General features: G+C 54.6%; 11 protein-coding genes. 8 read left to right on the top strand and 3 right to left on the bottom strand.

Features of this window, described 5'->3' with window-relative positions; all coding sequences use genetic code 11:
• The first annotated feature begins 140 nt into the window (after positions 1-140).
• The 7 genes from BAQU_RS09240 to BAQU_RS09210 all read left to right on the top strand — a co-directional run bounded on the left by BAQU_RS09240 (position 141) and on the right by BAQU_RS09210 (position 9,322).
• Positions 141-1,082, top strand: a complete 942-nt coding sequence (locus BAQU_RS09240) for a LysR family transcriptional regulator (protein WP_244568514.1) — start codon at positions 141-143, stop codon at positions 1,080-1,082.
• A 122-nt stretch (positions 1,083-1,204) separates the two neighbouring features.
• Positions 1,205-2,422 (top strand): MalY/PatB family protein, encoded by a 1,218-nt coding sequence (locus BAQU_RS09235; protein ID WP_094694979.1) that lies wholly within the window; start codon positions 1,205-1,207, stop codon positions 2,420-2,422.
• An 82-nt stretch (positions 2,423-2,504) separates the two neighbouring features.
• Positions 2,505-3,542 (top strand): uroporphyrinogen decarboxylase family protein, encoded by a 1,038-nt coding sequence (locus BAQU_RS09230; RefSeq protein ID WP_094694977.1) that lies wholly within the window; start codon positions 2,505-2,507, stop codon positions 3,540-3,542.
• A 62-nt stretch (positions 3,543-3,604) separates the two neighbouring features.
• Complete coding sequence (locus BAQU_RS09225; protein WP_094694975.1) at positions 3,605-4,780, top strand: ABC transporter substrate-binding protein; 1,176 nt, start codon at positions 3,605-3,607, stop codon at positions 4,778-4,780.
• 108 nt (positions 4,781-4,888) lie between these two features.
• Positions 4,889-6,700 (top strand): ABC transporter permease, encoded by a 1,812-nt coding sequence (locus tag BAQU_RS09220; RefSeq protein ID WP_094694973.1) that lies wholly within the window; start codon positions 4,889-4,891, stop codon positions 6,698-6,700.
• 4 nt (positions 6,701-6,704) lie between these two features.
• Positions 6,705-8,483, top strand: coding sequence for an ATP-binding cassette domain-containing protein (locus tag BAQU_RS09215; protein ID WP_094694971.1), 1,779 nt, complete (start codon positions 6,705-6,707; stop codon positions 8,481-8,483).
• Between the two features lie 128 nt (positions 8,484-8,611).
• Entirely contained in the window at positions 8,612-9,322 is a 711-nt protein-coding gene (locus tag BAQU_RS09210) for an SDR family oxidoreductase (protein WP_094694969.1), read from the top strand.
• 177 nt (positions 9,323-9,499) lie between these two features.
• Here the strand turns inward: BAQU_RS09210 and gap are convergent, their stop codons facing one another.
• The 3 genes from gap to BAQU_RS09195 all read right to left on the bottom strand — a co-directional run bounded on the left by gap (position 9,500) and on the right by BAQU_RS09195 (position 11,972).
• Positions 9,500-10,552 (bottom strand): type I glyceraldehyde-3-phosphate dehydrogenase, encoded by a 1,053-nt coding sequence (gene gap / locus BAQU_RS09205; RefSeq protein WP_094694967.1) that lies wholly within the window; start codon positions 10,550-10,552, stop codon positions 9,500-9,502.
• 101 nt (positions 10,553-10,653) lie between these two features.
• A complete protein-coding gene (locus BAQU_RS09200) occupies positions 10,654-11,106 on the bottom strand; it encodes an arsenate reductase family protein (protein ID WP_244568512.1) in 453 nt (150 codons plus the stop codon).
• Positions 11,107-11,165: 59 nt separating this feature from the next.
• Positions 11,166-11,972: a thiamine diphosphokinase gene (locus BAQU_RS09195; protein WP_094694965.1), complete on the bottom strand. Its 807-nt coding sequence runs from the start codon at positions 11,970-11,972 to the stop codon at positions 11,166-11,168.
• A gap of 166 nt (positions 11,973-12,138) precedes the next feature.
• On the opposite strand from BAQU_RS09195, the gene BAQU_RS09190 reads away from it, so the two are divergent.
• The gene (locus BAQU_RS09190; protein ID WP_244568511.1) at positions 12,139-13,932 is read left to right on the top strand and encodes a spermidine synthase; all 1,794 of its coding nucleotides are present in this window, start codon (positions 12,139-12,141) and stop codon (positions 13,930-13,932) included.
• The last annotated feature ends 4 nt before the right edge of the window (positions 13,933-13,936 follow it).

Below are 13,936 nucleotides of genomic sequence, written 5' to 3'. Positions count from 1 at the left end.
CTTGCGTTCGCGAAGCTGTGGGTATTGTTTGCACTACCCGCGCGATGCGGCCGCCCTTTTCAAGGGGCATGGGCAATTCAACGAACGCAGGGATGCCTTCCATCAGCGCATGAGCGCTGCTTACATAGGGAATACGACGCATGGGGGTATACATGAAACGTTTCAATCCGCAGGCACTCGTCACACTGTGGAACGTCGAGAGGCTGGGGTCCTTCTCGGCGGTGGCGCGTGAAAATGGCTGGTCACAGCCTGCGATCAGTCAGCAAATCAAGAAATTGGAGGAAGATTGCGGCATGACGCTGGTCCGCCGCACGGCATCAGGGGTTGAGCTCACACAGGCCGGATTGACATGCGCACGTCACGGTCAGCTGATCGACAGTAGACTGACCCAGGTCGTCGAGGACCTTCAGCACCTCAGAAGCGATCATTCCTCGCACATCAGACTTGTGGCACCGCCCTCCGCCTGTTCGACTTTCATCGCGAGAGTTCTGGTCCATATGAGTTGGTCATCTGATGTGAGAGTGACTCTGACACAGATGGAACCGCCGGAAGCGATGGCATCCTTGTCGCAGGGAAGCGTGGACTGCGCAATAACATTTCGATACAATGCACTTCCTGAATTTATGCAAAGTCATGAGGATTTCAATATGGAGCAATTCGGGCGGGACCCGCTGTTGCTTCTGGTAAGAAAATCCAGTGATGTCGCAAAGGACTATCAGAGAAACCGGCAGGCGGTGAATCTTTCTTCCGTGCAATCGCAGCAGTGGATCGCTGGATGCACGATGTGCCAGGCCAACCTGCTGAGGCTGTCTCAGGCTGCAGGCTTCACGCCCAACATCACTCATTCCACCGACGACTACTGGGCCACCCAGAATCTGGTGGAGGTGGGCATGGGGGTTTCGATAGTACCTAGGTTGGCGACACTGACCCATGTGCGAGAGAGTCTGGAGGCATGTCCCATTCGTGATGCGAATGCATTCCGCTCCGTCTTCTTTGTGATGCGTCGGGGTGACGACAGACCGTCGCTGCGGCAGGTTCGTGCGGAGGTGCGCCGCGCTGCCAGGAAATACCTGCTTGAGTGAGAATGAGAGGACATCCATGTGTTGTAGAAATACAATGGATTAACAGTGTTAACGGATATAAGCATTCTTGTCAAGCTTGAAGTTTTTACAGATAGATAGTGCCGAAATGAGCCGGCGAATTCATGCACAATACCAGCATGAACACAACAGCAGCATATGAAGAAACCGGTTTCAAGGCGCGTCGGATCGATGCACTTGAAGCAGAAGACCTCGCAGCTCTCGGCGGCGACAAGTGGACCCGATACCCTGGCTGCATCGGTGCCTTCATCGCGGAAATGGATTATGGCGTTGCGTCGTGCATCCAGGAAGCGATGATTGAAAGCACCAGGCAGGGCGCGCTGGGCTATATCTCAGATCCATGGAAGAGGCGCGTCGCCGATGCATGCTCTGCATGGCAACGCGATCAGTATGGCTGGGAGGTCGATTCGGGAGCCGTCAAGGTGGTTCCCGATGTTGTCGAGGCCTACGAGATCTTTCTGCGAGACTTCGTTAAATCCGGAAACTCGGTAATCGTGCCGACTCCCGCATACATGCCTTTTCTGAGCGTTCCACAGCTCTATGACATCGAATGTATCGAAATCGACATGCTTCGCCAAGAGAGTTCCTGGCTTTTCGACTTCGATGCCATTGAAAAGGCATTCCAGAATGGGTGCAGGGCTTTCGTCCTGTGCAATCCGCACAATCCCATCGGCAAGGTGCTGACCCAGGATGAGCTTCTGCACATATCTGCGCTTGCCAGGAAATACGGGGCACGCATCTTCTCGGATGAGATCCATGCGTCCTTTGTATTTGACGGACACACTCATATTCCCTTTGCCTCGATCGACGAGACGACGGCGAAGCAGGCAGTTACGGCGACATCGGTCTCCAAATCCTTCAACATTCCCGGAACCAAGTGCGCACAGGTCATTCTCACCAACGCAGATGATCTTGAATTGTGGAATCGAAGGGAGATGTGGTCAGAGCATCAGACGGCGACCATTGGTGCGGTCGCAACGGTGGCCGCATACGAACACGGCATGGCTTGGTTTTCCGAAGCCATGGACTATGTCAGACGCAACATCGCATTGGTCGACGACGAGATGTCGGGCCGCTTCAGCAATGTCGGCTACATCCACCCCGAAGGTACCTACATCGCATGGCTTGACTTCAACCCGCTGGGAATAGACGATCCGGCACGGTACTTCGTCGAGAAGGCAGGAATCGCCCTTACCGATGGCAGTGAGTGCGGCAAGGTGGGGCATGGTTGCGTGCGGATGAACACGGCGATGCCATATCCACTGCTTCAGGAAAGCTTCGACCGCATGTATTGCGCCCTGCACGGGGACGGGCTTGCATAGGTCTGCTTCCTATCGACCAACTTCAATTTCAACCACATCAATCCACATCAATCCACATCAACGCAATATCAAGGAGAAGAACATGACAAGGAACAGAACCGAAGAATTCGCCGGGATCATCGATTCCGACAGCACGACCCCCTTTCTGAGGAGCGCATGGCAGCATTTCAACGGGCATGAGAACGATGCAAAGGACTTCGCCCAGCACACCATCGACTTCGTGGAGAAGTGGGATTGGGACTGGATCAAGATCAATCCACGAGCCACCTACTTCGCGGAAGTCTGGGGAGCGCAGTTCTTGCCCAACGATTATGGCGACGTTCCCGTCCAGAAGCAGCTCAAGGCGGCAATCGAAAAGCCGGCCGATGTGGCTTCGATTACTGCGAAGACGATCGCCGAATCCGACATTCTCCAAGAGCATGTCGAGGGAGCCAGACTCATAAAGGCACATTTCCCGGATCGCGTGACCATACAGACGATGTTCTCGCCGCTGTCGACCCTGCTGCAACTGGCAGGCCTTCCACTGTATCCGAATATGGTCGTATACGGCTCAGAGACGACCTTCACGAGAAAGGAACTGATTCTTGAGCAGCCGGAAGAGGCCAAGAAGGCTCTGCAGGCGATAACCGACACCTTCATAGACTACCTTGACGCACTTGTCGCAGCCCCCGAGGATGGCGGGGCTGGTCTCGACGGACTGTTCTATGCGGTCACGGGAACGGCGAGCGACGGGTATTTCAGCGAAGAGGAATTCAAGGAATTCTCGACGCCATACGATCTTCAGATTCTCGAGAAGCTGAAGGAATACGGCAAGATCTCCGTGCTGCACACCTGCCAGAAGAACTCGCATCCGCAATGGTTCACCTCATATCCAATCAGCGCCCTGCAATGGGACCAATTCCTGCCTGACAACCCTGAAATAACCGAGGACATGGGAATCACGCCTGTAGGTGGTGTGAACTATTCGCTCCTTGGCGACAATCAGCATCTGGACGAGGTGGGCGAGCAGCTCAGCGAAACATTCAAATCTCGGGCGGGCAAGCCGTTCCTGCTGGCCCCAAGCTGCACCATTCCGACTCCGGCCTCGGATTCTGCGCTCACCTTGCTGCAAGAGGCATGATCCTGCGCGAGTCCTGCATATCCATGGCACCATAACCAACACACATCGCAGAGAGAACAATCATGACAAGAAACAATCACATTTCAATACGACAACTACTCCTCGGAGTCTGCACAGCAGGTGCGCTGCTCTTCACCAGCGCATGCGCACAGAATTCAACCTTCGGATCGGGAACAAGCGGCGAAAGCAGCTCATCAAGCGTGGCGATCGCCGTCATGTATCCGGAGACGGGACAATACGCAGAATATGGAAAGATGTTCAAGCAGGGTCTTGATCTTGGCGTCAAGCAGGTCAACGCCGATGGTGGTGTGCAGGGGAAGAAGCTTGAGCTGAAGTATTTCGACACGCAGTCGGATCCGAAGCAGACCGCTGCGATCGCCCCCAAGATAGCGGCGGACAAGTCAGTGGTGGCGGTTGTAGGAGACTATTCATCCGGCGCATCCATGGCGGCATCGCCAACCTTCCAGCAGGCAAAGCTGGTCCATTACGGGTTCAACAATTCGGTATCGGATTTCACTTCGACCGGCGACTATGTATGGACACCACAGTTCAGTCAGGCGGTTTTCCAGAAGCAGAACGCAGAGCTGGTGGCGCAGAAGGCGAAGAAGATCGCAGCCGTCTACATCGAGAATGACTGGGGCAAGTCGGCCTACGCCGAATTCAAGAAGGAAGCCAAGAAGCTCGGCATCAGCATCGTCTATGAGTCCTCCTATCTGGCGGATTCCACCGATCTTTCGCCAATACTGATTCCTGCCAGGGATGCGAAGCCCGACGCAGTTGTGCATATCGGTTATGGGCCGGACGGTGCGCTGGTGGTCAACACCTTGCGCGATAAGCTTGGCTATACGGGGCTGTTCTATGGCGGGCAGATCACGCAGGAATATATCAAGCTCTCCGGTTCGAATGGCGAGGGAACGCGACTCATTGGTCCATTCACTCCTGATTCAACCAACCCCAACGCTGCCAAATTCGTCAAGGCATTCAGAGCGGCTTACAAGACCGACCCCGGTGAATTCAACCAGACATCATATGCGTCGATCATAGATCTGGCATACGGAATGAACAAGACGAGCGCGACCAGAGAGGGCGTCGAGAAGGCGCTGAAGACCGTGGACGACTTCCCTTGCTATGTCGGCACGAAGACGACGTTCAAGTTCAATCAGAGCACGCGTCGAATGGACAGCACGTCATTCCTCAAGCTTGAACTGACTGACGGAAAGTTCCAGATCACCGACTGAGCGCGACGCTTCGCCGCCCGAACCGCCCCGAATATCCGATCATCGAAGATGTCAGGGCGGTCAGGGCGGCGGATGCGGTCCGCTCGTTCATGAAGAAAGGATGTAAGCATGGTAGATACACTGATTACCGGTTTCATGCACGGTAACGCGTATGCCATAGTCGCGCTCGGAATGTCGCTGATCTTCGGAGTCTCCAACGTGGCGAACTTCGCACACGCCGCAGTGTTCGGCATGGGAATGATGATTGCCTGGTGGCTTGGTTCCGTTCTGGGACTTGGCATAGTGCCCACCATCATCCTGGTTGCGCTCATCACTGGTCTGATCGGGCTGCTACTGAACACGCTCGTGATATCGCCCCTGCAGAACCGCCCATCGGTGGCGGCCCTGCTGGCGACGATAGGCGTCGGCATGATTCTCGATAACACATCGCAGATGATCTTCGGCACGGAAACGAGGTCATTCCCTGAATTGCTGCCATCGCACAACATCGAATTCCTGGGAGTGAGAATCGGGACCTCCGATATCGTGATGCTGCTACTCACCGTGGCCATCATGGCGAGCATGGCGGCATTCCTGAAATATGGCAAGATGGGTCAGGCAATCAGGGCGACTGCACAGGACACCCAGGCAGCCAAGCAGGTGGGCATACCGGTGAAGCGAATCCAGAACATCTCCTTCGTCATTGCATCCGCGTTCGCGGGAGTCGCAGGCATATTCGTCGGGATGTTCAATTCGAACGTCAGCCCGACAAGCGGCTCCTCAGTGGGAATGACGGCCTTCATAGCTGCGACCATCGGGGGACTCGGCTCAATGCCGGGAGCCGTCGTGGGCGGTCTCACCCTAGGTATAGTCGAAGCCTTGGGAGTGTACGCCTTTGGAGATGGCGCGCATGATCTGATCACCTTCGGCGCGCTTATCATCATTCTTCTCGTCCGTCCCAACGGCCTCTTCGGAAAGAAGCAGGTGTTGCACGAGCCGATGACCGGATCATTCTCGGGAGGGGCGAAACCCTACAGAATTCCGAGATGGCTTGGGCCGATACTGATCGTCGCCGCGCTCGTGGCTCCATTCCTGGCGACTGACTATTTCTCAAGCGTGGGCATTCAGATCATGATCTATGCGATGGCGGCCATGGGACTGACGATGGTTTCCGGTTCAGCCGGTCAGGTCGCACTCGGGCAGGCGGGTCCGATAGCCCTGGGAGCATACACGTCGGCGATTCTGGTGGGGCAGCTGCATGCTTCCTTCCTGGTCGGAGTGCTTTGCGGCGGATTGGTTGCGGCGATCTTTTCCAGCATCATCACCTTCCCGGTATGGAAGCTTTCGGGCCATTACATCGCCATTGCAACGATTGGAGTGGGATCGATAACGGTCGCACTGATCCGTGTGTTCGAGCCGATAACCAAAGGTTCGCTTGGCATTACGGGGATTCCGTTCCCCCAGCTCTTCGGGTTCACGCTCTTCACACCCCAGCTGCAATATGTGCTGGTTCTGACGTTCCTGCTGATCGAGCTCCTGGTCATTACGAAGATTCGCAAGTCACATCTTGGAAAGACAATCGAATCCATTGGCAATGATCCCGTTGCATCGGAATCCATCGGCATCAGGACATCGGCGTACAAGGCTCTCGCATTCGCAATCGCGGCATTCTTCGCGGGCATCGCCGGCGCACTCATGGCACATCAATACACCTATATCGACCCTTCGATGTTCCCATTCGCAACATCCTCACTGGTGCTGACCATCGCCGTCCTGGGAGGACTCAGCTCACCGGTCGGCACGATACTTGGTGCAATCGTTCTGGTGGGAGCACCCGAGCTGCTTCGATTCATGTCGGGCGGTCGAATCATCGTCTACGGAGTGCTGCTCATTCTCATCATCATCTTCCGTCCACAGGGTTTGTTCGCAAAGAAGGAGTAGTCACATGGCAGACAACAAGTCACTTGGCGGCCAGCAGCCGAACCAGGCCTCACGGCCGGCCATCCTGGAAGTCAACCATCTCGACAAGTCATTCTCAGGGGTGCATGCAGTCAACGACATTTCACTGCGGATCCATAAGGGCGAGACTGTTGGCATCATTGGTCCCAACGGTTCGGGAAAGTCCACAACTATCAACATGATCTCAGGACTATTCAACCCCGATTCGGGAGAGATAGTCTTCGAGGGCACGCATATCGAGCACTTCCGGCAGACTGCGGTGTCGGATGTCGGCATCGCGCGCACCTTCCAGAATGGCAGGGTCTTCGGTTCCATGAGCGTCGATGAGAATCTCGAGATGGGACTGCATAAGGTCATGACCGCATCCCGTCCATGGAAGGGTCTTCAGGACTATCCCGTGGTGAAATGGGCATCGTTACTCGGGGAGCTGTGCCTGAGCCTGATTCCTGGACCTAAGTCACGCAAGGAGATGGCAGGGGTCAAGGATGGCGTTGACCAGAGCGTCAAGTCCTTCGGGGATCATCTCGAACCCATGCGCCAGCATCAGACCTATTCGCTCTCGTATGCGAACAAGCGAAGGACGGAAATAGGCCGTGCGATGATTGCCGAACCGCATCTCCTTTGCCTCGACGAGCCCACGGCCGGTATGAATCAGACTGAGACGACCGAGGTGATGGAGCAGCTTCTCGAGCTCAAGGCAAAGGGGCATACGATGCTGCTTGTCGAGCACAAGATGGATTTCGTCATGGCGCTGTGCGACTGGTTGGTCGTCATGGACAACGGCTCGATCATCGCGGAGGGACTTCCTGCCGACGTGCGCAGGAACCCGAAGGTAATCAACGCCTATCTTGGAGGCGACAGGCAGATTGCATCGGTGGATTCAGCGGATTCGACATCATCGTCAGCGTCGGAGGAGCCGGCGATGTCTTCCGCTTCGGCATCGTTGGCGAGTCTGGCCTCGACGGTCGAAGTCGTTCCCGATCCTCAGGTTGTCGATGGCCATCAGGTTTCCGAGCACAGGAAGCTGCCGATCTCGGTCGAGCATCCCTATATTCTTGACGTCCAGCATGTGGATGCCGGATATGGCCCTGTGCAGACCCTCTATGACGTATCACTCAACGTGCGCACCGGACAAATCGTCTCTCTGCTCGGTGGCAATGCGGTAGGGAAGACCACCACCATGCGCACCGTGCTCGGTCTGCTCAATCCGAGAAGTGGGAAGGTCATCTACGAAGGCCGCGACATTCAGGGGGTCAGCACCGAGCAGAGGATTCGACGGGGCATCGCCTCGGTTCCTGAAGCCAGGCATGTATTTCCCGAGATGACGGTCACTGAGAACCTGCTGAGCGGCGCCTACGTCCGTAAGTCGGGCAAGGCGGTCCGCGAGGATGTAGATGAGATATTCGAACGATTTCCACGATTGAAGGAGCGCCATATGCAGCTTGCAGGAACGCTTTCCGGCGGCGAACAGCAGATGCTTGCCTTCGGACGTGCTCTGATGAGCAAGCCCCGGCTGATATGCATGGACGAACCGACGATGGGGCTTTCTCCCAAGCTTGTCGATGAGGTGCTGCATGCGATCAAGATGCTTCGCGACGATCTGGGCATTGCGGTGCTGCTGATCGAGCAGCAGGCGGAGTTGGCGCTCTCGATCGCAGATTATGGGTTCGTACTGCAGAACGGCTCGATCGTTCTTGAGGGGTCTGCAAGAAGCCTGGCATCGAATTCGGCGGTCCAGGAAGCATACCTCGGCAAGAATGCATGATCTGAGAAATCCCTGGGCAATGCGGTGCACCGTGGCAATGCGGCAAGTGGACATTCACGACGGTCAGAGCATGCAGCTGGCTTGGATGATCGGGAAGGTCCACGAGCGACTATGGAAAGGAGTGTGATATGTCAGAGAAGAGAACAGCTCTGATCATCGGCGCGGGCGGAGGCGTGGGCCTTGCATCAGTGAAGGCTCTAAGAGAGCATTGGCGTGTCATTGCAACTGCGCGTTCGAAGCGTGACCTGTCTACCCTCCAGGAGCTGGGCGTAGAGACCATGAGCCTGGATCTGTCGGACGATGATTCCATTCGTGAAGCGTTGCTTTCGATGCAGGGAAGGACGCTTGACGCGCTGATATTCACTGCAGCCGTATGCCACACTTCCAGGGCCTGCGAAGCCGATGAGCATATGTGGAACATGACGATGAGAACGAATGTGATCTCGCAGGCCCTTATCGTCAATGGGCTCATTCAATCCTTGCGTGATCGACGTGGAACGATCGTCTTCGTGAATTCGGGTGCAGGGGAGCGGGCAGTGGCACAGCATGCCGTGTACGCCGCATCGAAGCATGCCCTGCGTGGTTATGCCGATACGCTCAGGCTTGAGGAGTCGGCCAATGGAGTGCGTGTCGCGACGCTCTATCCCGGTCAGATCGATACGACGATGCTGAGGACCATCTCTTCGGAGATGAGTCTGGACTATGAGCCGGACCGCTACATTCATGCCTCGAGCGTTGCCGAAATGATTCTCATGGTTGTGGATTCGCCACAGGACGTCCATCTGACCAATCTGGACATCCGTCCGAGAGTCGAAGTCGATGCCCGCTATCTCGTATGATACGAGTCTGCGCAACTTGTCTGTGACACAAGTCTGTGACACAAGCCTGGCGATATGAATCTGTCTGATACAAGGCTGTGATATGGCGATGACCCCACGGAAATCACATTCCGTGGGGTCATCGCCTTTTGTCAATCACCGTTCCGATTTCTCAGCGAGAGGGGAACGGTGCAGTGCTCACTCAGAAATCTCAGCGAAGTAGAGCAGAGTGCGGATCATGTTTGAAGTGAAGCCGTACTCGTTGTCGTAGAAGGAAACGGTGCGAACGAGCTGATCATCTCCAGCCTGGTTCACGTCGGTCTGCGTTGGGTCGAAGACGCCACCGTGCGTGTCGCCGACGATGTCGGAGGTGACGATGCCGTCACCGTTGTAGCCGAAGTAATCCGTATCGGAGAATGCTTCCTTGAAAGCATCGTTGATCTCTTCGACGGTGACCTTCTTCTCGAGTACGGAGGTCAGTTCGGTAACCGAACCATCAGGGATGGCAACGCGCTGTGCGTGGCCCTGCAACTTGCCATCGACCGAAGGAACGACCTTGCCGATTGCCTTTGCAGCACCGGTGGAGTGTTCGATGGTATTGATGGCGGATGCACGGTTGTTGCGTGGCTTGCTTCCGCGAGGTCCGTCAAGCAGCATCTGGGTGCCGGTATAGGCGTGGATGGTGGTCATGAATCCGACCTTGACGCCGAACTTGTCATCAAGAAGCTTGACCATGGCGGCGAGTGAGTTGGTGGTGCAGGATCCTGCGGACACGATGGCGTCCGTTGGCTTCAGGATCTCGTGGTTCACGCCGTAGACAACGGTAGGAACGTCGTCCTTGGCAGGAGCGGAGATAAGAACCTTCTTCGCGCCGGCATCAAGGTGAGCCTGGGACTTCGCGGCCGAGGTGTAGAAGCCGGTGCACTCGAGCACGAATTCAACGCCATCGTTCTTGACCCACGGAATGTTGGAGGCATCTCTTTCCGCGTAGACGGTGTATTCCTTGCCATCGACGACGATTGCGGTATCCGTTGAGGTGACCTCAACGGGAGTGCCATCGTCGTGCTTGAATGTGCCATGAGTGCTGTCGTACTTCAACAGGTATGCCAGCATCGATGGGGTGGTCAGATCGTTGATTGCTGCGACCTCGATGTCACCGGCTTCACCGCCACGATGCTGCAGCTCGAAGATACGACGGAATGCGAGACGACCGATACGACCGAAGCCGTTAATGCCAATCTTTACTGTCATTTACATCTCCCTATGGGATTTGGGCCATACGCCTGCGAGAACCACAGAACGCAGTGGCGATATGTTATTTCAACACCATTTACTGTAATAGTGTGCCTGTACTAGAGCAGAGCCTTCTGCCATTCCTCGGGACGAAATCCCACAAGAATATTGTTAGCGCTCACAACTATGGGTCGCTTGACAAGCATTCCATCGGTAGCAAGTAATTCCAACGCTTCCTCGTTTGACATCTGAGGCAGTCGGTCCTTCATGTTCAATGATCGGTATGACTGTCCCGAGGTATTGAAAAATCGCTTCAGAGGAAGACCGCTCATTTCCCACCATCTCTTCAACTCGCTTGCAGAAGGGTTGTCGTCCTTGATGTCACGCTCATTGAAAGGTATGTGATGGTCATTGAGCCAAACGCGGGCTCTAGCACAAGTCGAGCAAGGTTTGTAGCAGACAAATCCAATTGCATCTTCTGGTTTGTCGTTGCTGAAGTCTCTACCCTGATCCGGGGAATGTGCACTGCCGTCCTCGGATGACTTATGAATTGATTCAGTAACTCTGTTCACACGAGAATTATCGCAGGAATCAAAGAGATACACACGAAAATTGGCTCTCAGTTAAAGAATTAGACAAGGTGTGCGTTCTTGTTGCCTGGCGTGTTCAAAGCTGAAGTTACTTGTGTGCTTATGGTGTCAAATGTTGCTTCTTGAGCGACTCGTGTAGACCAGTTCGGTGCCTCGGCTTCAGATGCGAAAGTGACAAGGATGGTTCCCGTCTCGACACTGATCTGAGACGGCGTGCCGCTGATGAACTCATTGCTCACCGCATTGGAACGGTCGTTTGTCAAGGTTGCATTGTCGAGAAAATACTTAAGCCCTCTCTCATTCACGCCAAGTGAAGCGTCTGAACTCGAAAAGACTGAAAGCATCGTACGTTCCGGGCAGGTGAAGGCTGGAAAAGTCAGACTGCCGTTACGAATTGCCGTTACCACCACATCTGCGCCGTAGAGAAACCCTATGCCACCATGATTGGCCAAGCCTGCCACGAGCTGCATATTGGCTATCGAGTGATCGAGTCGACCACCCAATGAACCATAGATATGAAACTCGCGACAACCCTTTTCCCAACCTAGGGTAACCGCACTGGCGGTATCGGTGAGATCCTTCTCGGCTGGCACATGGAAGCTTGCTGTGCCGGCGGGGACATCCACGGTGATTGAATCGAAATCGCCCATGACTATATCGGCATGAGCGTGCTGGCTGAGGCAATGATCGAAGCCGCCATCAGCCGCTATGACATACGCATCCTGAGGAATCCTGGCAGTTTTTCCAAAATATTCTCCTGCTGCAAAGATGACGCACACTCGTATGCTGCCACTGAAGTCTGACTCGGCATGGTTCGAATCATGCTGCCTTGAACGCACATCTTCCATAGCTATCTATCCTCGCATCGCGTTGCAGAACACACAGAACAGAACGTGTCAGGGGTGCGTTGACGGCTGCTGACCTTTCGGATATGCCGGGCTGCAACCCACCTTCGTCACATCTGCATCTTAGGTGCATCTTAACAAGCACAGACCACCGCGGATGGGGCATGCGATGAATGAGTCCAATAGCGCGTCGAAGTCAGCGGTTTTCGATGCAACACATTCGATGTTCTTTGAGCGCATGATTGGCTACCGCAGTAAGGTGATATCAGCAACGACAGCGTATCGAAAGGTTCTCATGCTGGAAACCCACACGCCAAAGGCGATTCTCAACTCGAAAATCTTTCTCTATCTTACTGAATTCTTTTCCGGCATGGCGGTGATGGCCGCAGAGCTTGGAGCGCAGAGGCTTCTCGCGCCGTATTTTTCCAGTTCGCAAATAGTGTGGACGATCATCATCGGCACGATCATGATCGCCATGGCATTAGGCAACGTATGGGGAGGACGTCAGGCAGACAAGAATCCAGATCCGGACCACCTCTACAGACGCATCATGTTCGCCGCGGTATGGCTGGCATTGGTTCCCCTCGTTGGCAAATACATCATCATCGCGATCTCTGGTGTGCTGATTGTTACGATTTCGACGAATTTTCTTATTCTTGCAGCGTTCATCAGCTGCATGGTCATATTTGTGCCGCCACTGTTCCTGCTGGGAACCGTTACGCCAGGTCTGGTGAAATTCACGACCGATTCATTGAAGAACAATGCAACCATCGTCGGACGGCTCGGTGCGTGCAATACGATTGGATCGATTCTCGGCACTTTTCTGCCGACTTTCCTTACCATCCCCACAGTGGGAACCTTCGTGACCTTCCTTATCTTTGCGGGCATTCTGCTGGCACTGCCATTGGTCTATTTCCTCTCGGGCCGTACCTACATCATCACCAGCATCGCATGCATTGTGCTCTTCGCTGCCTCAGCGATCGTGTCGCCGTTATCGGGATTTGCATTCTGGGAACGCAATCTTGCCTATGAAGGAGAATCGGAATACAACTATCTTCAGGTCAAGGATCTCTCTGACCGAACCATTCTCTCCACCAATGTGCTCTTCGGCGTGCAATCGGTCACCATGAAGGCAGGTGGACTGACGGGGCTCTATTACGACACTGCGCTTGCAGCACCGGCTTTCGCGGCACATGCAAACTCGGCATTGATTCTGGGCATGGGTACTGGAACGTACGCACGACAATTGCGCGAATATTATCCAAAGATGGCAATCACTGGCGTAGAGATCGATCAGTCAATCACCAAGCTTGCCGACCGCTATTTCAAGGAACCCAGCGACATACCGGTAAGCACATACGATGGTCGTGCATGGCTTGCTTCTGATACAAAAAAATACGATGTGATCATGGTCGATGCCTATCAGGACATCACCATTCCATTCCAGATGTCGTCAACCGAGTTTTTCAATCTGGTTCGAGATCATCTCAATCCCGGTGGAGTCATGGTAGTGAACATGAACATGATCTCTGACGGCAAAGGTTCCATCAACGAAGCTCTGGAAGCAACGATTTCATCGGTCTTTGAGAATGGGGCTGGCACGAATCGTTCCGCATCCTCTCCGCTGGTTGCAACGGCGGATGTTCCTGATACCACCAACCGAGAGCTGTTTGCCAAGAAGCCGTTGAACCGGAGCGATGGGCTATCATTCGAATCGCTTCCAGAAACTGCCGTGCAACGTACCAGAAGCGACGATCTTGCCGATGCCATGAGTTCAGTGACCCTGCGTTTGATCCCTGTCAAGTATTCTTCAACCATGTCGGGCTATGTACTCACCGATGACAAGGCTCCGGTCGAGGTGCTTGGCATGCGTGCAATTGACGAACTTATCAAGGAACAGGCCGGGCCGTACCGGAAGATATTGAAGGAGCAGGGTATTTCCGGCCTCATGAGCCTAACGTGACGCT

Origin of the sequence: Bifidobacterium aquikefiri (assembly GCF_002259795.1) — a bacterium.
Classification (GTDB): Bacteria; Actinomycetota; Actinomycetes; order Actinomycetales; family Bifidobacteriaceae; genus Bombiscardovia; species Bombiscardovia aquikefiri.
The sequence above is the reverse complement of the archived record's forward strand: the minus strand, read 5'-3'. Positions and strand labels throughout refer to the sequence as shown.